The sequence below is a fragment of the Pseudothioclava alba genome, from assembly GCF_033100795.1.
GTDB lineage: Bacteria > Pseudomonadota > Alphaproteobacteria > Rhodobacterales > Rhodobacteraceae > Pseudothioclava.
In genome coordinates this window covers 126,055-144,576 of record NZ_JAWLVI010000005.1, presented here as the reverse complement: position 1 = coordinate 144,576, position 18,522 = coordinate 126,055, and the positions used below count along the sequence as shown (strand labels likewise).

General features: G+C 62.3%; 17 protein-coding genes. 6 read left to right on the top strand and 11 right to left on the bottom strand.

Annotation, left to right across the window (positions count from 1 at the left end):
* Positions 1-5: 5 nt before the first annotated feature.
* Genes RYZ20_RS12450 through RYZ20_RS12435 form a run of 4 tightly spaced genes read left to right on the top strand, consistent with a single transcriptional unit; the run spans position 6 to position 2,978 of the window.
* Complete coding sequence (locus RYZ20_RS12450) at positions 6-989, top strand: type II secretion system F family protein (RefSeq protein ID WP_317673965.1); 984 nt, start codon at positions 6-8, stop codon at positions 987-989.
* 27 nt (positions 990-1,016) lie between these two features.
* Positions 1,017-1,586, top strand: coding sequence for a tetratricopeptide repeat protein (locus tag RYZ20_RS12445; RefSeq protein WP_317673963.1), 570 nt, complete (start codon positions 1,017-1,019; stop codon positions 1,584-1,586).
* A 22-nt stretch (positions 1,587-1,608) separates the two neighbouring features.
* Positions 1,609-2,469, top strand: coding sequence for a tetratricopeptide repeat protein (locus RYZ20_RS12440; RefSeq protein WP_317673961.1), 861 nt, complete (start codon positions 1,609-1,611; stop codon positions 2,467-2,469).
* Positions 2,470-2,489: 20 nt separating this feature from the next.
* Positions 2,490-2,978 (top strand): prepilin peptidase, encoded by a 489-nt coding sequence (locus RYZ20_RS12435; RefSeq protein ID WP_317674146.1) that lies wholly within the window; start codon positions 2,490-2,492, stop codon positions 2,976-2,978.
* A 24-nt stretch (positions 2,979-3,002) separates the two neighbouring features.
* Here the strand turns inward: RYZ20_RS12435 and RYZ20_RS12430 are convergent, their stop codons facing one another.
* Entirely contained in the window at positions 3,003-4,637 is a 1,635-nt protein-coding gene (locus RYZ20_RS12430) for a hypothetical protein (protein WP_317673959.1), read from the bottom strand.
* A gap of 147 nt (positions 4,638-4,784) precedes the next feature.
* On the opposite strand from RYZ20_RS12430, the gene RYZ20_RS12425 reads away from it, so the two are divergent.
* Positions 4,785-6,095: a P-loop NTPase family protein gene (locus RYZ20_RS12425; RefSeq protein WP_317673957.1), complete on the top strand. Its 1,311-nt coding sequence runs from the start codon at positions 4,785-4,787 to the stop codon at positions 6,093-6,095.
* Here RYZ20_RS12425 and RYZ20_RS12420 read toward each other — a convergent pair.
* From RYZ20_RS12420 to RYZ20_RS12395, 6 genes are all read right to left on the bottom strand, one after another.
* A complete protein-coding gene (locus RYZ20_RS12420; protein WP_317673955.1) occupies positions 6,092-6,862 on the bottom strand; it encodes a LytTR family DNA-binding domain-containing protein in 771 nt (256 codons plus the stop codon). The genes RYZ20_RS12425 and RYZ20_RS12420 overlap by 4 nt on opposite strands.
* A 59-nt stretch (positions 6,863-6,921) precedes the next feature.
* Positions 6,922-7,812, bottom strand: a complete 891-nt coding sequence (gene folD / locus RYZ20_RS12415) for a bifunctional methylenetetrahydrofolate dehydrogenase/methenyltetrahydrofolate cyclohydrolase FolD (protein ID WP_317673953.1) — start codon at positions 7,810-7,812, stop codon at positions 6,922-6,924.
* A 2-nt stretch (positions 7,813-7,814) separates the two neighbouring features.
* Positions 7,815-8,114, bottom strand: a complete 300-nt coding sequence (locus tag RYZ20_RS12410; protein ID WP_317673951.1) for a chorismate mutase — start codon at positions 8,112-8,114, stop codon at positions 7,815-7,817.
* A 67-nt stretch (positions 8,115-8,181) separates the two neighbouring features.
* A complete protein-coding gene (locus RYZ20_RS12405) occupies positions 8,182-9,849 on the bottom strand; it encodes a formate--tetrahydrofolate ligase (protein WP_317673949.1) in 1,668 nt (555 codons plus the stop codon).
* A 112-nt stretch (positions 9,850-9,961) separates the two neighbouring features.
* A complete protein-coding gene (locus RYZ20_RS12400; RefSeq protein ID WP_317673947.1) occupies positions 9,962-10,765 on the bottom strand; it encodes a 3-hydroxybutyrate dehydrogenase in 804 nt (267 codons plus the stop codon).
* The gene (locus RYZ20_RS12395) at positions 10,762-12,285 is read right to left on the bottom strand and encodes an AMP-binding protein (protein ID WP_317673945.1); all 1,524 of its coding nucleotides are present in this window, start codon (positions 12,283-12,285) and stop codon (positions 10,762-10,764) included. The genes RYZ20_RS12400 and RYZ20_RS12395 overlap by 4 nt, the downstream gene beginning before the upstream one ends.
* A gap of 107 nt (positions 12,286-12,392) precedes the next feature.
* Between RYZ20_RS12395 and RYZ20_RS12390 the strand changes: the two genes are divergently transcribed.
* The gene (locus tag RYZ20_RS12390) at positions 12,393-12,944 is read left to right on the top strand and encodes a LuxR C-terminal-related transcriptional regulator (protein WP_317673943.1); all 552 of its coding nucleotides are present in this window, start codon (positions 12,393-12,395) and stop codon (positions 12,942-12,944) included.
* 4 nt (positions 12,945-12,948) lie between these two features.
* Here RYZ20_RS12390 and RYZ20_RS12385 read toward each other — a convergent pair whose 3' ends face one another.
* The 4 genes from RYZ20_RS12385 to RYZ20_RS12370 form a co-directional block, all read right to left on the bottom strand.
* Positions 12,949-13,725, bottom strand: coding sequence for an enoyl-CoA hydratase/isomerase family protein (locus RYZ20_RS12385; protein WP_317673941.1), 777 nt, complete (start codon positions 13,723-13,725; stop codon positions 12,949-12,951).
* Entirely contained in the window at positions 13,712-15,364 is a 1,653-nt protein-coding gene (locus tag RYZ20_RS12380) for an AMP-binding protein (RefSeq protein WP_317673939.1), read from the bottom strand. The genes RYZ20_RS12385 and RYZ20_RS12380 overlap by 14 nt, the downstream gene beginning before the upstream one ends.
* A 75-nt stretch (positions 15,365-15,439) precedes the next feature.
* The gene (locus RYZ20_RS12375) at positions 15,440-16,738 is read right to left on the bottom strand and encodes a sigma-54-dependent transcriptional regulator (protein WP_317673937.1); all 1,299 of its coding nucleotides are present in this window, start codon (positions 16,736-16,738) and stop codon (positions 15,440-15,442) included.
* Positions 16,735-18,513 carry an ATP-binding protein gene (locus RYZ20_RS12370; protein WP_317673935.1) on the bottom strand — a complete coding sequence of 593 codons (1,779 nt, stop codon included), beginning with the start codon at positions 18,511-18,513 and terminating at the stop codon, positions 16,735-16,737. The genes RYZ20_RS12375 and RYZ20_RS12370 overlap by 4 nt, the downstream gene beginning before the upstream one ends.
* Positions 18,514-18,522 lie beyond the last annotated feature (9 nt).

The following is an 18,522-nucleotide window of genomic DNA, read 5'->3' as shown; positions in this document are numbered from 1 at the left end:
TAGCCATGGACCAGATACTCACCCTCATCACCGACAAACTTGGGCCTATGGGGCCGGTCATTGTCCTGGGCTTTCTGGGCGCGATGATGATCCTGGCGACCATCCCTTCGATGATGAAAAAGCGCGTCGATCCTTTGGACAAACTGCGCGCCAGCATTGCCGAGAAGGGGCAGGCATCGCAGGGGTCGAACAGTCCGCAACTGCGTCAGAGCGGCTCAAAGAAACTTGAGAAATACGCCAACTTCCTTGAGCCGAAAAGCGCCGAGGAAATGACGACCTCGCGCAAATGGCTACAATCGGCGGGCTACAAATCGCCCACTGCCGTGCGGACTTTCCACGCGATCCAGTTCGGCATGGGGCTTGGGTTTCTGGCGCTTGGCGTGATCTATGCCATGCTCTCGAACGCCAAAAGCGAGGTCGGGATCAGCTCGACCCAGATGATCATGTCGGTGCTTTTGCCTGGCGCCTTCGGGTATTACGCCCCCAAACGCTGGGTCAACAAACGCATCGAGGCCCGCAAGCTCGAAATCCAGCAAGGCTTCCCCGACGCGCTGGATATGCTGCTGGTCTGCGTGGAGGCGGGGCAGTCGCTCGATCAGGGGATTATCCGCGTCTCGAAAGAACTGGTGCGCTCATATCCCGCGCTCGCCGAGGAATTCGAGACCGTCTCGCACGAAATCAAGGCCGGTCTGGACAAGCCCACGGTTCTGCGCGCCTTTGGCGAACGCTCGGGCGTGCAGGATGTGCAGAGCTTTGTCACCGTGATGATCCAGTCGCAGCAGTTCGGCACCTCGATCGCCGAGGCGCTGCGCCTTTATGCCGCCGATATGCGCGACAAGCGCGTGCTGCGCGCGGAAGAGGCCGCCAACAAGATCCCGACGAAGATGACGCTGGGGACGATGATGTTCACGGTTCCGCCGCTCCTCATCATCCTTGTCGGACCTTCGGTCTATGATATGATGGAGAACTTCAAGTCGATCGGTCGCTAACGACCCAAACCGACCGGACAGGTTCTGATGATGTATCGGTATTGCGTGCCAGTCGTGGCCGCCCTTGCGTTAAGCCTTCAGGCTGCCTGCACCACAGGCAGCCTTTCCGCATCGGATGGCAGTCCCTATGCGCCCGGCATGGCTGCCGAGGGCGATGCGGTCGACGGGTTGACTGTCGGGCACAGGCTTATGGCGGCAAGTGAATACGAGCTGGCCCTGAAGGCCTATTACCGTGCGGCCTCGGAACAAGGCGCGACTGTCGACGTGCTTTCTGCCATTGGTTCGGCCAATCTGAAGCTAGGGCGTCTCGGGCAGGCAGAACACATCCTTCGCCGCGCGATCGAGGCCGATCCGAAGTTTGTCCCCGCATGGAACAACCTTGGCGTTGTGCTGATGGAAAAGGGTAATGCCGCCGAAGCGTCACGCGTTTTCCAGACCGCCTATGCGCTTGACAGTGGCCAATCGGACTCGATCCGTGAAAACCTGCGGATTGCGCTATCAAAAAAGGCCGATCCGGGTTATGTTGAGCCAGCAGACAAGACTTTCTCGCTGGTCAGGCGGGGGCAAGGTGAATACCTCCTTCTGACCAAGCAATGAGGCAGAGCAAAAAGGACGCAAAATGCGCCACCCAGTAATGATTGCGGCCCTTGCAGGCTGCGCCCTCGCCCTGTCGGGCTGCATGGGCAACAAGGATGCGGATGTGTCGCGCGCCCTCAAAAGCGTGAACGCAATTGATGAAAGCAACCTTTCGGACATCATGCTCACCGCGAGCGACCCGAACGAAGCCGTCGCCTATTTCAAGCGCAGCACGAAAGAAAACCCCGACCGGATCGACCTGCAGCGCGGGCTGGCCAAGTCTCTGGTGCGGGCCAACCATCCCGATGCGGCGATCAAGGTCTGGCAGCACGTCGTGACGATGGAAGGCGCGACCGACGAGGACAAGGTGCTTCTGGCGCAAGCGCAGATCCGTGCGAACAAATGGGATGATGCACAAGCGACCCTTGCAACCGTGCCCCCCACCTACGAAACCTTCGAGCGTTACAAGCTTGAAGCAATGGTCGCGGATTCCAAGAAGCAGTGGAAGAAATCCGACAGCTTCTATGAAACAGCCGTTGGCCTGACGACGCAGCCCGGACCGGTTTATAACAACTGGGGCTACTCCAAGCTGACCCGCGGCGACGCCAAAGCGGCGGAACGGATGTTTGCTGAAGCCCTGACCTATGATCCGACGCGTTTCACCACCAAGAACAACCTTGTTCTGGCGCGTGCGAGCCAGCGCAAATATGACCTGCCTGTCGTCGACATGACCCAGACCGAGAAAGCGCAACTGCTGTATACGGCAGCTCTTTCGGCGATCAAGCAGGGCGATGTTGCGATCGGCAAGGGGCTGTTGCAGGAAGCGGTCGATACGCATCCGCAGCACTTCGAGGAAGCCGCGCGCGCCCTGGCCGCGCTGGATGCGAATGTAGCCAAAGGGTAGGTAAGTTGCTTGGTTTGACAATGCCGGTTTCGGCGCTTGTATTTCTGGTTCTGATCACGCCGATCTGTGCTTGGGTGGTTTTCACCGACCTGAAATACATGAAGATCCGCAACTCGGCGGTGGTGGCGCTGCTGGTGGTCTTTGCGGTTGCCGGTCCGTTCCTCTTGCCGCTTGATGTTTACGCCTGGCGCTGGAGCCACTTCGCGGTGGTTCTGGCAATCGGTTTTGTGCTGAACCTGATCGCGCATTTCGGGGCGGGCGACGCAAAATTCGCCGCCGCTGCCGCGCCCTTCTTTGCTACCGGCCCCGGCCATATCCAGTTGATGATTATGCTGCTATCGGCATTCCTGCTGGGGGCGTTTGCCGCCCACCGGATATTGCGCCGCATTCCGGCGGTGCGCACGATGGCGCCTGACTGGGTCTCGTGGACACGCGCCGATTTCCCGATGGGCCTTGCCCTCGTCGGAACGCTTTGGACCTATCTGCTGATTATCGCGATGGCGGATTGAGCAAGGGGGCCACTGGCCCCTTTGTCATTTTGAGGGCCGGAGCAGCACGAATGTTCCGGTGCGCATCTCTTCCTCAAGCTTCCAACCCGCTTTTTCAATCGCCGCCAGCATCACGCGGCGTTGCGCCATGTTCGCGGGGCAGAGCGGCACCAGCACATGATCGGCGGCCTCAAGCCCCGGTGTGCCGCCATAATACCACGGCGCGGCCCCTTTGATCGGCTTGAAATCCCCATAGAGCCAGAGCGCGGTAGACAGGTCCGCTATCAGCACGCCCGAGCCCGCATAGCCCGCCTCGGTCAACGCGGAGGCGGTGGTTTCGAACCATGTGTTATGCCCCGTCGACATTTCACATTCGGGCAGAGCCTCGCCATTCAAAAACTGTGGCTCCTGAGCGTCGTCTACATATTTACCCGCATAGACAGGGAACCGCTCCTCTCCGGCCTCACGGATCACCACGCGCGCCACCCGTGCCGGAGTGACCAGCAGATCGCTATGCGCAGGGCGCGAGGCCAGCATCGGGCGTAACTCCGCACTATCTGCCAGATACATGCGCAAGGGGCTCCAGACGACATTGATCGCCGAGGCCGCAGCCAGAGCAAACGCCAGCGCGCCGGACACCAGAAGCGCCGAGTTCAGCCGCCATCCGAACACATTGGTGCTGGCGTTATCGGGACGCAGATCAAGCGCCAGAAGCGCCAGCAGCACCAGCCATTGCGGATCGTTTCCGTAGTTCTGATAGGTCACATAGATAAAGCCCGGAACCAGCACCAGAAGCACGAGCCCCTCGACCATCCGCCCAGACTGGCGCAGCAAGATCACTGTCATAATCAGAACGAAAGTTCCCAGAATATGATCGGGCGCGACCAGAATACCCACCAGCGGCAGCCCCGGCGCCGCGCGCGTTTCCGAGCTTGCCACGGCCAGCAGGTCCCCCAGATAGGCAAGCCAGAAGCCCACCCCCAGAACCGCAGTCACCGCTCCGACAACCGCCAGCCCCGACAATAGCCCGACGCCAAGCGCCACCCAGTCGCGCCGCGCCATCAGCGCCACCACGACCACCGGCAGGAAAGCCGCGACATAGGTTGCCTTCACCAGCCCCAGCACCGCCAGCGCTACCCCGAGGATCACCCCGTCCAGCACCGGTTGGCGGCCGTTTTTAGGTTCCAGCATCGCCAGCGGGATCACCAGATAGGCCAGCGCCCATGCCCACCGGTTATAATGCATCGACATCGACAGCGCGGCATTCCCCTCGCCATGCACAAGCGCCAGACAGAGCGCCAGCGTATAGGCGGCATAGACCCAGCCAAGGGTCGCGCGAAACCGCGTGCTGGCTACATAGACAACAGGCGCGAACAGCAAAACCGCAAGAAGGGTCTGCGCCGCAAGAAAGGCCGTGCCAAGCCCCATCCCAGCCTTGACCATCAGCACAATCGGCCAGATCGACAAAATCCCGAGCGGCGTCATAAAGTCGGAGTGCGGCATCTGCCCCTGCTCGGCCATCCGCAGCACCAGATCGGCCAGATGCAGCGTGTCGCCCTCGTGTTTTTCAACGATGAACGCCCCGCCCATCAGCGGCAAAATCGCCAGAACGCCGAGCCAGATCATCATACCTGCGATCAACCGCTTCGGCTCCGGCCCTGCCCCACTCATACCCGCCATCAAACTGTTCCCGTGAAAATTCCAACTTTTGGCCACAATAGCCCTGCAGTGTGCGGCTATGGAACCGGATATTCCGGAAATACGCCAGAGGCATGGCACATCAAAGGAAATGCCGGGGAAACGGCACAGAGCAGATAGGACAGCCCGATGAATATGATGACACCCAGCGTCATTGCACCGCCCCAGCCGCGCACGCTGGAAGAGGTTGGCCTCACGCATGTGACGATGCGCGACATCCTTCTGAAGACGATGTTCCGCACCAATCAGGAAAAGCTCTCGCAACTGGCAAAGATCATCTGCCTTCCGGTCACGCTTATTCAGGAACTGGTGGACGAGGCGCGCGGCCTGCAACTGATCGAGGTGATGGGCACGATGCACGCCAATGCCTCGGGCGAGCTGGGATACCGCCTGTCAGATGCGGGCAAGGCACGCGCCCTCGATGCGCTGTCGCAATCGGAATATTATGGCGCGATGCCGGTGCCGCTGATTGTTTATCGTGAACAGATCAAACGCCAGTCGATCCGCAATATCCAACTGACGCGTCAGCAACTTCTGGGCGCGATGGGGCATCTGATCCTGCCGCCCACGCTGATCGACCAGCTTGGTCCGGCGGTCTCGTCGGGGCGCTCGATCCTGATGTATGGCCCGCCCGGCAACGGGAAATCCTCGATCTCGAATGGTATCCGCGACGCCCTTGGCGACACGATCTATATTCCGCGCGCGATCGAATATTCGGGGCAGGTGATTACCGTCTTCGACCCGATCGTGCACACTGCCGTGCCTGTGCCGGACGAAGACCCTACGAGCCTGCGCAAGACCGGCACCCGCTTTGACACCCGCTATGTCTATTGCGAGCGCCCGACGGTAATCACGGGCGGCGAACTCTCGCTCGACATGCTGGACCTGAAATATAACGCGACCGCGCGCACCTATACTGCGCCGTTACAGCTGAAATCTTCGGGCGGGGTGTTCATCGTGGACGACCTTGGCCGTCAGGCCGAACCGCCGCAAAAGCTTGTGAACCGCTGGATCGTTCCGCTCGAGGAAAGCCGCGATATTCTGTCGCTGCAATCGGGCGAGAAATTCGAGGTGCCCTTCGACACGCTGGTTATCTTCTCGACCAACTTCCACCCGAACGAAATTTTCGACAAAGCGGCTCTGCGCCGTATCTTCTTCAAGATCAAGATCGACGGGCCGGACCAGAAGGACTTCTTGAAGATCTTCTCGATGGTCGCGAAGAAGAAGGGCATGCCGCTGAACGAGAAGGCGCTGATCCATCTGCTGAAGGTGAAATACCCCACCATCGACAACATCTACGCCAACTATCAGCCGGTCTTCCTGATCGACCAGATGATGTCGATCTGCGATTTCGAAGGTATCCCCTATCAGATGACCCCGGAACTGGTTGATCGGGCATGGGCCAATATGTTCGTGCGCGAAGAGCACATCGAACACTAGGCACCGGTGGCCGACAAAATCCCTGCGGCCTCTGCCTCGGCCCGATAGGTCCGGGATACCGGAATTTCGGCCCCGTCTGCGGTGATCACCCAGCATTTGTTTTTCTCGCTGCGCGAGCCTGTCACGGCATGCGCAGCAACCCAATGCGAGCGATGAACACGGCACCCCGGCACCGTTTCGACCTCTGCAATCGCATCCGAAAACCGGATCAAAACGCTTTTACGGCCCTGACAGGTGATCACATCCACATAGTGATCGCGCACCTGCATCCGGAACAACGATCCGCGCTCAGGCGGGTCGAGCCGATCGAAAATCCGTGGCGGTTCCCGGCTGGACACTTGCCGCCGCCAAAACGCCTCTCCGGTTGCCATACGCCTGAGGATCGAGGTCACGATAGAAACCGCGAACACATAGAACACGAGCTTTGCCACATCATGGTTTGTGGGCATGAACCCCGGCATCAGAACCGCCAGCACAAGCACGATAAGCGGCGTCAGGGTTGAGCAGGCATAGATCGCGATCAATACCACCTGCGTGATGGAGGCGCGCGGGTAGACGTATTCGCGCACGATAACGCGCCCCGCGATTCCAACGATGATGGCAAGCGTAACGACCGTCGGCCAAAACACCAGACGCTCGGAAGATGTAAACTGGATGGGCTTGTCGAACGGGTCAGCGATCACCGCCAGTGTTGAGGTCAGGCCCCAAACGATCCAGACTGGCCAGACAAACACTGCATCGACATAGAGCCGAAAAAAACGAGACATTCAGATACCTGCTACTCACACGAGCAACAGGTATCCAGAATTCCTATTCATTTCAATAGTCAGGCGGTCAGGCCGTCCGGCTCGCTCAGGCCATGCGCGCGGCAGCAGGCGGTGACGGTATTCGCCAGAAGGCAAGCGATCGTCATCGGGCCAACGCCACCGGGCACAGGGGTAATCGCGCCAGCGACTTCAGCGGCAGAGGCAAACTCGACATCGCCTACCAGCTTGTTCTTGCCATCGCGTTCGATGCGGTTGATGCCGACGTCGATCACGGTTGCGCCCGGCTTCACCCAGTCACCCGGGATCATCTCGGGACGGCCAACGGCAGCCACCAGAATATCGGCGCGGCGGCAGACCTCGGGCAGATCCTTGGTGCGCGAATGTGCAATTGTCACCGTGCAGCTATCGCCCAGCAGAAGCTGCGCCATCGGCTTACCCACGATGTTCGAGCGCCCGACGACGACCGCGTTCAGGCCGGACAGGTTGCCAAGGTGGTCGCGCAGCATCATCAGGCAGCCAAGCGGCGTGCAGGGAACCATCGACTTCTGGCCAGTGCCCAGAAGGCCCACGTTCGAGATATGGAACCCGTCCACGTCCTTCGACGGTTCGATCGAATTGATCACCAGATCCGAGTCCAGATGCCCCGGCAGCGGAAGCTGGACCAGAATACCATGCACCGCCGGATCGTTGTTCAGCCGGTCGATCAGCGCCAGCAGGTCGGCCTCGGACGTCTCGGCGGGCAGCTTGTGCTCGAACGAGTTCATCCCTGCCTCTACGGTCTGCTTGCCCTTGTTGCGGACATAGACCTCGGAGGCCGGATCTTCGCCCACCAGCACCACGGCCAGACCGGGGGTGATGTTGTGCTCTTCCTTCAGCTTCGCGACATGGCCCGCGACTTTCTCGCGCACCGTGGCGGCAAAGGCTTTCCCGTCGATGATCTTCGCACTCATGCTTAGTCCTCTTTTCCCAGAACCTGTTCTTCTTGCGCGATGAAATGGTCAATCATCTCGCGCCAGAGGCGTTCGGCCAGATCCACATCCATACCGGAGATCTCGGCCTTGGCCTTCACCTTTGAAACGACATCCTCCACACGCCAATGGATACGCGCGGGCATATGCTCAACCTGCTTCAGCTCTGCCGCACGCGCGATCAGTTGCGTGCGGTAGGCAAGCAGTTCCACAAGCTGTTCATCCAAGGCGTCGATGCCCACCCGGAGTTCGGCCATCGACGCAAAGTTTTTCGGCTCTTTCATTGCCCGTCCCCAAAGCTTGGTCCGCGACCGTATCGCAGTTTATCGCTCTGGGAACAAGGCATGGAGCTTAGAACAGACCCTGGACCTCGCCCGCGTCGTTCAGACGGATCGAGGCCGCAGCCGGAACCCGCGGAAGCCCCGGCATGGTCATGATCTCACCGCAGATAACCACGATGAATCCGGCGCCCGCCGAAAGGCGAACTTCACGGATCGGCAGGGTGTGGCCCGTGGGCGCACCGCGCAGAAGCGGGTCGGTCGAGAACGAATACTGCGTTTTCGCCATGCAAACCGGCAGGTTGCCATAGCCGGCCTCTTCCCACTCGCGCAGTTGGTCACGGATTTTCTTGTCCGCGATCACTTCGCCTGCGTGGTAGATGCGGCGGGCAACCGTGTCGATCTTGTCGAAGAGGCTCATTTCGTCGGCATAAAGCGGCGCGAACATCGAGCCACCCTCGGCCAGTGCGACAACCTTCTTCGCCAGATCTTCGGCCCCTGCGCCACCATCGGCCCAGTGCTTCGCGACGATCACCTCGACGCCCTGCTCTGCGGCATAGGCGCGCACCGCTGCAATCTCTGCCTCGGTATCGGTGACGAAGTGGTTCAGCGCGACCACGACCGGAACGCCGAACGACTTGGTGTTCGCGATGTGGCGACCAAGGTTCGAGCAGCCCTTCTTGACCGCTTCGATGTTCTCCGAGCCAAGCTGGTCTTTGGTCAGACCGCCGTTCATCTTCATCGCGCGCACGGTGGCAACGATGACGGCTGCGGCGGGCTTGAGGCCAGCCTTGCGACACTTGATGTCAAAGAACTTCTCGGCGCCAAGATCAGCCCCGAAACCTGCTTCGGTCACAACGTAATCAGCCAGTTTCAGCGCGCTTTGCGTCGCCACGACCGAGTTACAGCCGTGTGCGATGTTCGCGAACGGACCGCCGTGGACGAATGCGGGCGTGTGTTCGAGCGTCTGCACGAGGTTCGGCTGCATCGCATCTTTCAGCAGCACGACCATTGCGCCATCGGCACCGATTTCGCGGCAGGTGATCGGGGTCTTGTCACGGCGATAGGCCACAACGATGCGACCCAGACGCTCTTCAAGGTCTTTCAGGTCGTTCGCAAGGCACAGGCACGCCATGACTTCGGAGGCGACGGTGATGTCAAAGCCGGTCTGGCGCGGGAAGCCGTTCGACACACCCCCAAGCGAGACAACGATGTCACGCAGCGCGCGGTCGTTCATGTCCATCACGCGCTTCCACACCACACGACGCTCGTCGATCTGGAGCGTGTTGCCCCAGTAGATGTGGTTGTCGATCATCGCGGACAGCAGGTTGTGCGCAGCGGTGATCGCGTGGAAATCGCCGGTGAAGTGGAGGTTCATTTCTTCCATCGGCACGATCTGGGCATAGCCACCGCCAGCAGCGCCACCCTTCATGCCGAAGTTCGGACCAAGGCTCGCTTCACGGATACAGATCGCGGTTTTCTTGCCGATGCGCTGCAGCGCGTCGCCAAGGCCAACCGTCGTGGTCGTCTTGCCCTCGCCCGCGGGCGTCGGGTTGATCGCGGTCACCAGGATCAGCTTGCCGTCTTCGCGGTCCGACAGCGTCTTGATGAATGCGCTGTCAAGCTTGGCCTTGTCGCGGCCATAGGGAATCAGCGCATCTTCGGGAATGCCAAGCTTGGCGCCGATTTCAGGGATAGGCCGTTTGTGGGCGGCGCGGGCGATTTCGATATCAGTGAGCATCTAAGGTCCTCCTGCACAGACCCTAACCATCCAGAATTTGCCTGACGGGCCGGAAACGACATAAATCCGCGCCAAATCGTCCCCTGCCTCGGGCGACATGACGCAGGGAGGACTATTGCGCCGTCCAGCCGCCATCAACAGGAATAGCCACGCCCGTCAGGTTATGCGCAATCGGATTGCACAGCCAAAGCGCCAGCGCGCCAATTTCTGCCGCGACCGACGTCCGCCGAGATGGCTGCTTTTCTGATAAAAGATCGGCCACACCCGCCGCGCGATCACCGCCATGCAGGGCCGCGCGTTCAAGGATTTGCGGTTCAATGATCGCGGTTTCGGTCCAGCCCGGACAAATGCAGTTCACCGTCACGCCTCCGCTTTCACGGCTGCCCGCAGCCGCATATTCCAGCGCCGCCACCCGCGACATCCCCACGAGGCCGAATTTCGACGCGACATAGGGCGCCTTGTTGGCCGAGGCCACCAGCCCGTGAACCGAGGCGATATTGATGACCCGCCCGTATCCGCGCGCCGCCATCGCCGGAAGCGCCGCCTGCATCGTCGCGAAGGCCGCCGTCAGGTTGATCGTCAGAATGCGCTGGAAGGTTTCGAGCGGCATATCCTTGATCGGGGCGGTTTGCTGGATGCCCGCGTTGTTTACCAGAATATCAATCTCTCGCCATGCCAGCGCATCGCGGACAAGCGCCCCTGCGGCTTCGGGATCGGACAGATCATGGTCGAAATACCGCGCATCTGGCGCGCCTGCGGCGACAAGCTCTGCACAGGCGGCCTTGGCCTGATCCGCATCCGCCAGCCCATGCACCGCGATCGCCGCCCCCTCTTGCGCCAAAGCCCGCGCGATCTCCAGACCGATTCCCTGAACCGATCCCGTCACAAGAGCGCATTTTCCTGCCAGCATGGTCATTTTGTCATCTCCCTGAGTTGCTCGCGCAGCGCGCCTTTCAGCACCTTGCCGTAATTATTCTTGGGCAGATCGGGCACGAAGTAATAGCCTTTCGGCCGCTTGAAGCGGGCAATATTGGCCAGACACAGCGCATCCAGCTCGGCCTCGGTCACGTCTGCTCCGGCGCGCAGGCAGATGAAGGCCACGACATCCTCGCCCCATTCCGCATCGGGCCTGCCGATGACCGACACCTCATGCACCGCCGGATGGGTCAGCAGAACCTCTTCGACCTCGCGCGGGTAGATGTTCGACCCGCCCGAGATAATCACATCCTTTGACCGGTCATGCAGCGTCAGATAGCCATCCGCATCCAGCGCCCCCATATCACCGGTCCACAGCCATCCTTCACGGATCGCCTTGGCGGTGCTTTCGGCACCGTTTGAATGGCCCGTCCAATAGCCCGCCATCACCGGTGCGCCCTGCACCAGAACTTCGCCGATCTCGCCCACCGCAGCCTCGCTGCCATCGGCCCGTGCGATCCGCAGCCGCACCCCCGATTGCGCCCTGCCAACAGACCCAAGCCGCGCCTTCCAGTTGGGCGAGGCGCGATCCGCCACCTCGGCCCGACTGAGCGACGTAATCGCCATCGGGCATTCGCCCTGCCCGTAGATCTGCACAAAGCGCGGCCCCATCACCTCGACTGCCTCGACAATATCGGCCAGATACATCGGGCCGCCGCCATAAATCACCGTCTTGATGCCCTCAAAAGCGGCGCGCCCGCGCGCGGCATCCACCAGCCTGCGCACCATCGTCGGCGCCGCAAACATCGAGATATTCCCGACGCTCTCGCCCAGATCGAGCACCTCCTCCGCCTCGAAGCCTCCGGATAGCGGCACGACATGGCGCGCGCCACGCATCACATGGACAAAATTATACAGCCCCGCCCCGTGCGACATCGGCGCGGCATAAAGGATAGCATCCTCGGCCGAGACCTCGTCCACATCGGCCAGATAGCCAAGCGTCATCAGGGTCAGGTTCAGCGCGGTCAGCATCACGCCCTTGGGCCGACCCGTGGTGCCCGAGGTGTAGAACAGCCATATCTCGTCGCTCGGAAGGGTCGGATAGGGCCGCGCGGCCGCGCCCGTTTGCGGCAGGTCGCCAAGCGGCCACAGCGCGCAGGGCGCCCCCTCCAGCGCCGAAGCCATTTCCCCGGCCATATCAGCGGAGATAAAACAGACATGCGCGTCTGAATCCCCGATGATCCACGCAGCCTCGCGCGGGTGAAGTTTGGCGTTGATCGGCACAGCCACCGCGCCCAGATGCCAGATGCCATAAAGCGCGATCAGGTATTCAGGGCAGTTCCTGGCAAAAACCGCGACCCGGTCGCCGGGCGCGACACCGGCCTCGGCCAGTCGCGCGGCCAGCGCGCCTGCCCGCTCGGCAAAGGCGCCGTAGCTGGCGACAACCGTTTCGCCCGAAAACAGCGCCGGTCGATCCGGCGAAAGACGCGCCGTGCGCAAAAGCCATTCAGCAGGGTTCATCTGTGGGTATCCTCGTTACGCGCGCGGAAGGAAGCACGATGCTTCCCTCCAGCTTCGGTCCCGTTATAGGATCGCGCCGCGCACCCCTCTATTCGTGGAACTACGCTATGGCCGAAGACAAAGACGCCCTGACCGCATTCGAGTTTTCGCCCGTTGGCCTTGTGCTGACGCATCGGCGGGTGGTCCGGCGTGCGAATGCTCAGATGAGCCAGATCTTCGGCTATCCCCGCGACAAGCTGGAGGGGCAATCACTCCTGCTGTTGTATCCCAGCCACGAGGAATTCGACCGGATCGGCGTGATCGGTCAGGAACGAATGCGGCGCGAGAATTTCTACGTCGACGAGCGGATCATGAAGCGCCGCAACGGCGCGCATTTCTGGTGCCGCGTCCGGGGCCAGTCGCTGACGCCTGACAACCCGTTCGAGCGCGCAATCTGGAGCTTTGCCGATATTTCCGGCCTGCGCCCGATCGTGGCGCTCACCACGCGCGAACGGCAGATCGCGATGTATATGACCGAGGGGCTGACCAGCAAAGAAATCGCGCGCCTGCTGGACATTTCGCACCGCACGGTCGAGGCCCACCGCGCACGCCTCCAGCAAAAGCTGGACGCCCGCAACACCGCCGAATGTATCGCGCGGATTACCGGCCTGCCGCAGTAGCGCGTTACTGCCCCGTCCAGCGCGGCACGCGCTTTTCAAAGAACGCGCGCACGCCTTCGGTCACATCGGCGCTGTCCGACAGGCGTTTGAGGCTCGCGTCATTGGCCTGCCAGAGCGCCTTTTCCTGCTCCGAAACCGCAAGATCCGACAGCGCAAGGCTTTCCGAAACGCTGAGCGGCGCATTCGCCGCTACCGTCAGCGCCAGATCAAGTGCCATTGCGTGCACCTCGGTGTCCGGCACCACGCGGTTCAACAAACCCCAACGCTCCATTTCGGCGGCACTATAGGTTTTCGCGGTCAGCAGCATCTCGTTTGCCAGCACCCGCGGCACCCGCTGCGACAGGCGGATCGCACCGCCTCCGCCCGCAACCAGGCCCAGCCTGGCCTCGGGCAGGCCAAAGACCGCCCCTTCGCCCGCAATGACCATATCGCAGGAGAGCATAATCTCGAACCCGCCCGCAAGGGCCGCCCCGGTTACGGCGGCGATCACCGGCTTTCGACGCGCGCGGCGAACAAAGCCCGCAAAGCCCCCCTCGCCATAGAGGATCGCTTCGGCCTCTCCGCCCAGAAAACTTTTGAGGTTCATCCCCGCGCAGAACACCGGCCCCGCCCCCGCCAGCACCGAGACGCGCACCTCGGGGTCCGCCTCGATCCGGTCAAAGGCCGCACGCAGGGCCGCCGTCATCTCGGGGTCGATGGCGTTACGGCTTTCGGGGCGGTTCAGCGTGACCCGCGCGACCCCGTTTTCCACCTCTACCGTGACACATTCAGGGCTGCTCATCTGCCGCTTCCTTCTCTGCCAGTGCGCGCAACTGGGCGCGGATGATCTTACCCGTCGTGGTCATCGGCATGTCTTCGACAAACCGCACAACGCGCGGAAATTCATAAGCTGCCAGCCGATCCTTGACGTGCAGCGCAATCGCCTCGGCCAAATCGGCGCTTTCCACATAGCCCTCTGCCAGCTTGATATAGGCCGCCACGACCGAGCCCCGCAGCGGGTCGGGTTTGCCCACCACGCCCGCCAGCAGAACTGCCGGATGGGTCAGCAGGCAATCCTCAATCTCGGCGGGGCCAATGCGATAACCGGCCGAGCTGATGACATCGTCGTCGCGCCCGACAAAGGCGATCCGCCCCGAGGTCGTGCGCCGCCCCTTGTCGCCCGTCAGCAGCCATTTCGCGCCACCGACTGTCAGAAATTTCTCCTCCGTCGCCTCGGGGCGGTTCCAGTAGCCCAGAAACATCACCGGATCGGGCGCAAGAACGGCAATGCTGCCTTCCTCGCCCACGGGGCAAATTGCGCCCGTATCTTCATCCAGAACCTCGACCCGGTGGCCGGGCACGGCAAAGCCCATCACGCCCGGTTCGGCAGGTTCCAGCACGCCGCAGGACGAAACAATCATATTGCACTCGGTCTGGCCGTAGAACTCGTTGATCGTCACCCCGAAAACGCGTTGCCCCCAGTCGATCAACTCTTTGCCAAGGGTCTCGCCGCCACTGGCAACCGAGCGCAGCTTCAGGTTCTGTGCCTCCGCCTCGGGCCAGAGCCGCATCATCTTAAGCGCGGTCGGCGGCAGAAACGCGTTGCGCACCTGGTAGCGCCGCATCAGGTCGAACGCGGCCTCGGCAGTGAATTTGCGAAACCGGCAGGCGACAACCGTCACCCCGTGATGAAGCGCGGGCATCAGCACATCCAGCAGGCCGCCGATCCAGGCCCAGTCCGCCGGCGTCCAGATACGGTCGCCGGGTTGCGGAAAGAAGTCATGGCTCATCTCGACACCGGGCAAATGCCCCAAAAGCACCCGATGCGCATGAAGCGCGCCCTTCGGATTTCCCGTCGTGCCCGAGGTATAGATCAGCACCGCCGGATCCTCGGCGCGGCTGTTCACTGGCGTAAAATCCTCGCTTTCCGCATCGCAAATCGCATCGAAGCCAAGCGCGCCATCAGCCCCCGCGCCAACACAAACCACCTGTCGCAGTTCGGGCAATTCCGCCCGAATTTCCGCCAGCTTGCGCACCCCGTCCGCGTTCGTAATCACCACCGAAGCGCCGGAATCGCGCAGGCGGTGCAGCAGCGCCTCGGGACCGAACAGAGTGAACAACGGTAATGCAATCCGCCCCGATTTGGTGATTGCGATATGGGAAAGCGCCGTCTCGACCGACTGGGGCAAAAGAACTCCGATCCTGTCGCCCGCCTGCGAAATCCGCGCCAGCGCGTTCGCCAGCCGGTTCGACCCCCGCCGCAGATCCGCAAAGCTATACTCGCGCGCCGAGCCATCCTCGGCGATGTCGATGATCGCCAGCGCAGCGCCATTTTGCGCGGCGGGCCGGTCGCAAATATCTGCGCCGATATTGTAGAATTGCGGGATCTCCCAGACAAATCGGTCATAGGTTTGCGCATAGCCCGCGTGTCGGTTCAACATGCCGCCTCCCTTGCAACTGAACGACCGTTCATTTCGAAGGCTAGCGCTGCGCCATCGCTCTGGCAAGCCTTAACGCTACAGCCCGTAGCGGCGCATCTTGTCGTTCAGCGTGCGCCGCGCAACACCCAGCATCCGCGCCGCGCGTTCGGTGTTCCCCTTGCAGCGCTCCAGCGTCGCCCGGATTTCACGCGCCTCATAGGCAGCGACCTTATCGGCCAGATCCTGCGGCTCGCTGACCGGCTGGGTTTCGGTCTCGGGCAGCTCCAAGCCAAGCGCGAATCTCTCGGCCAGAGCCTGCAACTCGCGCACATTTCCGGCCCAAGGGCGGCGCATCAACTGCTGCCGGAAGCCATAGCTGACAGGCGCAAGCTGGCGCCCGTAGCGGCGCGCGGCAAGTTCGGCGAAATGGCTGAACAGAAGCGGGATGTCCTCGCCCAAGGTGCGCAGCGGATCGAGCGTGATCTCGGCGCCCGCAAGGCGATAGAACAGATCGGGGCGAAAGCTCGCGTCCAGCGTCAGCGGGCGCAGATCGGTCTTGGCCAACGCGATGACCCGCAGGTCCAGAGGGCGCAAACGGTTCTCGCCCAGCCGTTCGACCTGACGCTCTTGCAGCGCGCGCAGGAGTTTCGGCTGGATCGACTTCGGCATCGCCTCGACCTCATCCAGAACCAACGTGCCACCCGAGGCGGTCTCAAGTTTGCCCGGCTTGTCCAGCGCCCCCGGAAACGCGCCCGCGACATGGCCGAAGACCTCGATCTCGAACATCGCCTCGGGCAGGGCCGCGCAGTTGATCGCGATAAACGGCCCGCCTGCGCGCGGGCTGGCGGCATGGAGTGCGCGGGCGACAAGCTCTTTGCCCGTGCCGGTCTCGCCCGTCACGATCAGGTCAAGGTCCAGCGGCCCAAGTGCGGAAATCCGGCCCCGCAAAGCCTCGATCGCGGCCGAGCGGCCCAGTATCTGCCCCCCGTCACGCCGCTGGATCTCGGCTTGCAGACGCCCGACCTCCCGGCGCGTGGCACCCGCGCGCATGGCCCGTTCGACCACCGCCAGAAGATGCGCGGCATCATAGGGTTTCTCCAGAAAATCCTCGGCCCCAAGGCGCATCGCGCGCACCGCATGGGGCACATCGCCATGCCCCGTAATCAGGATCACCGGCAGATCCGGCGCGCGCTCTTTGAGCGCCGCCAAAAGCGCGAACCCGTCCATGCCGGGCATCCGCAGATCGGTAATCAGCAGGTCCGGCACGGTTTGCGCGGCAAGCGCGGCCTCGGCCAGCGCAAACCCCTCGACCTGATAGCCACCCGCATCCAAGAGGTCACACAGAGCCGCGCGGTGGTCGGCATCATCTTCGGCAATATGGATCAGCGCCGTCATTCCATGCCCTCGCTTTCGGCAACCGCAGGCAGGATCGCCGTCATTATCGTGCCGCGTTCCGGCTCCGAGGCGATCTCGAGCCGCCCGCCGAATTCAGACAGGATCGCCTGTGAAATCGCAAGCCCCAGCCCCAACCCTTCGCTGTTGGTCTTGGTCGAAAAGAACGGCTCGGTCACACGGTCAATATCTTCGGGAGCGATGCCGGGGCCGGTGTCATGAACCTCGATCCGCAGATCACCTGCACCATGAGCCACGACGACGCGTATGGCCGCCCCTGCGCGCCCCTCTACCGCATCGAGCGCATTGAGCAGCAGATTGACCAGCACCTGTTCAAGACGAACCTGCCCCGCGCGCACCATCGGCAGCCCATCGGCCCGCGCAAACTCGGGCGTGACCCCGACGGCCTTGGCTCGTGGCCCGACCAGTTCCAGTGCGCTTTCAATGACCGGCTCAACCGCGATTGGAGCCATCACCGCGCTTTCCTTGCGCGAAAAGGTTTTCAGGTGCTTGGTCGTGCGCTGCATCCGCCGGATCAGGTTGCGCGCAGTCTCGATCCGGCTGGCGGTTTTCGCAGGCGCTGAGGGCAAAGACATGCCCGCCGCTGCCAGTGTTGCCTCCATCGCAGCCAGCGGCTGGCTGATCTCGTGCACAATTGCCGCCGACATCCGGCCAAGCGCCGCCATTTTTTCCGAATGGATCAGGGTTTCCTGCGCCGCGCGCAGTTCTTTTTCGGTCTGGCGGCGCGCCTCGATCTCGCGCGCAAGCCGCACCGTCCGCTCGGCCACCTTGCGCTCAAGCGTTTCGGACTGACGCAGGCGCAATTGCACCAGCTGGCGGCGCTGGCGCTGGATCTTGATCAACCCGATCCCAAGCGCCCAGGCCAAAGCCGCGCCCGCGCCCCAGCCAAGCGCGGCATAGATCGCGGGCTGCACGGGGGCGGCGGCGATGAGGTGCCATTCCTTTTCAAACGGCACGAGACCCGAGCGCATCCGCTGCCCCGCGCCATCGAACATCCACGCGCCCGCACCTGAAAACACCGGCTCGGCGCGCGCCATATCCTCGTTCAGATAGGTGCGCTGCGCGGCCAGCCGTTGCAAGGCGTCGGCCCCAAGCACGCGCAGCGGGCGATACATCCAGTCCGACACGCCCGACAGGAACACGACCCCGTCCACATCGGCCAGCGCCGTCGCCTGTCCCGCCGCGACCCACGCCTGCTGCAGCGGCACCAGATCGACCTTGACCACGACGACCCCCTTTTCACCGCCGGGCAGATCAATCCGCGCGGACAGAAAATAGCCCGGCGTTTTCGTGGTCACGCCAATCGCATAGAAGGCGCCCTCCCCATCTGCGAGCGCTTGCCGGAAATAGGGGCGGAAGGCGTAATTATTGCCGACAAAGCTTTCGGGCAGATCCCAGTTCGACGCGGCCAGCGTGCGCCCGTCGGCATCCATCAGATAGAGGTGGCTGGCGCCCGCATGTGCCGTGACCGTCCGGAGATAGCGGTTCGCCGCATCGACAACCGCCCCGTCATCGGGGCGCAGGATCGCCGCCCGAATACGCGCATCCTCGCCCGCCACGCGGGGCAGGTAGCGGAAGCGGTCGATCTCGGTTTCAAGGGCGCGCAGCGTCAGGATCAGCGTCTGGTCAATCCGCGCGTCGATCTCGCGCAGCGAGGCACGCCATGCCAAGGCACCCGCCAGCATGGCCACAAGGCACACCGCTGCAACGGTTGCCAGCGCAGGCGGGCTTTTGACCCATCGCCGTGGCCAGATCATGACGGCCCT

Bases quoted from the DNA above. Each gene is read 5' to 3' on its own strand.
- RYZ20_RS12450 (WP_317673965.1), top strand. From the start codon at position 6: ATGGACCAGATACTCACCCTCATCACCGACAAACTTGGGCCTATGGGG.
- RYZ20_RS12440 (WP_317673961.1), top strand. From the start codon at position 1,609: ATGCGCCACCCAGTAATGATTGCGGCCCTTGCAGGCTGCGCCCTCGCC.
- RYZ20_RS12445 (WP_317673963.1), top strand. From the start codon at position 1,017: ATGATGTATCGGTATTGCGTGCCAGTCGTGGCCGCCCTTGCGTTAAGC.
- RYZ20_RS12370 (WP_317673935.1), bottom strand. From the start codon at position 18,513: ATGATCTGGCCACGGCGATGGGTCAAAAGCCCGCCTGCGCTGGCAACC.
- folD (WP_317673953.1), bottom strand. From the start codon at position 7,812: ATGAGTGCGAAGATCATCGACGGGAAAGCCTTTGCCGCCACGGTGCGC.
- RYZ20_RS12435 (WP_317674146.1), top strand. From the start codon at position 2,490: ATGCCGGTTTCGGCGCTTGTATTTCTGGTTCTGATCACGCCGATCTGT.
- RYZ20_RS12410 (WP_317673951.1), bottom strand. From the start codon at position 8,114: ATGAAAGAGCCGAAAAACTTTGCGTCGATGGCCGAACTCCGGGTGGGC.
- RYZ20_RS12405 (WP_317673949.1), bottom strand. From the start codon at position 9,849: ATGCTCACTGATATCGAAATCGCCCGCGCCGCCCACAAACGGCCTATC.
- RYZ20_RS12400 (WP_317673947.1), bottom strand. From the start codon at position 10,765: ATGACCATGCTGGCAGGAAAATGCGCTCTTGTGACGGGATCGGTTCAG.
- RYZ20_RS12420 (WP_317673955.1), bottom strand. From the start codon at position 6,862: ATGTCTCGTTTTTTTCGGCTCTATGTCGATGCAGTGTTTGTCTGGCCA.
- RYZ20_RS12390 (WP_317673943.1), top strand. From the start codon at position 12,393: ATGGCCGAAGACAAAGACGCCCTGACCGCATTCGAGTTTTCGCCCGTT.
- RYZ20_RS12430 (WP_317673959.1), bottom strand. From the start codon at position 4,637: ATGGCGGGTATGAGTGGGGCAGGGCCGGAGCCGAAGCGGTTGATCGCA.
- RYZ20_RS12425 (WP_317673957.1), top strand. From the start codon at position 4,785: ATGAATATGATGACACCCAGCGTCATTGCACCGCCCCAGCCGCGCACG.
- RYZ20_RS12375 (WP_317673937.1), bottom strand. From the start codon at position 16,738: ATGACGGCGCTGATCCATATTGCCGAAGATGATGCCGACCACCGCGCG.
- RYZ20_RS12385 (WP_317673941.1), bottom strand. From the start codon at position 13,725: ATGAGCAGCCCTGAATGTGTCACGGTAGAGGTGGAAAACGGGGTCGCG.
- RYZ20_RS12395 (WP_317673945.1), bottom strand. From the start codon at position 12,285: ATGAACCCTGCTGAATGGCTTTTGCGCACGGCGCGTCTTTCGCCGGAT.
- RYZ20_RS12380 (WP_317673939.1), bottom strand. From the start codon at position 15,364: ATGTTGAACCGACACGCGGGCTATGCGCAAACCTATGACCGATTTGTC.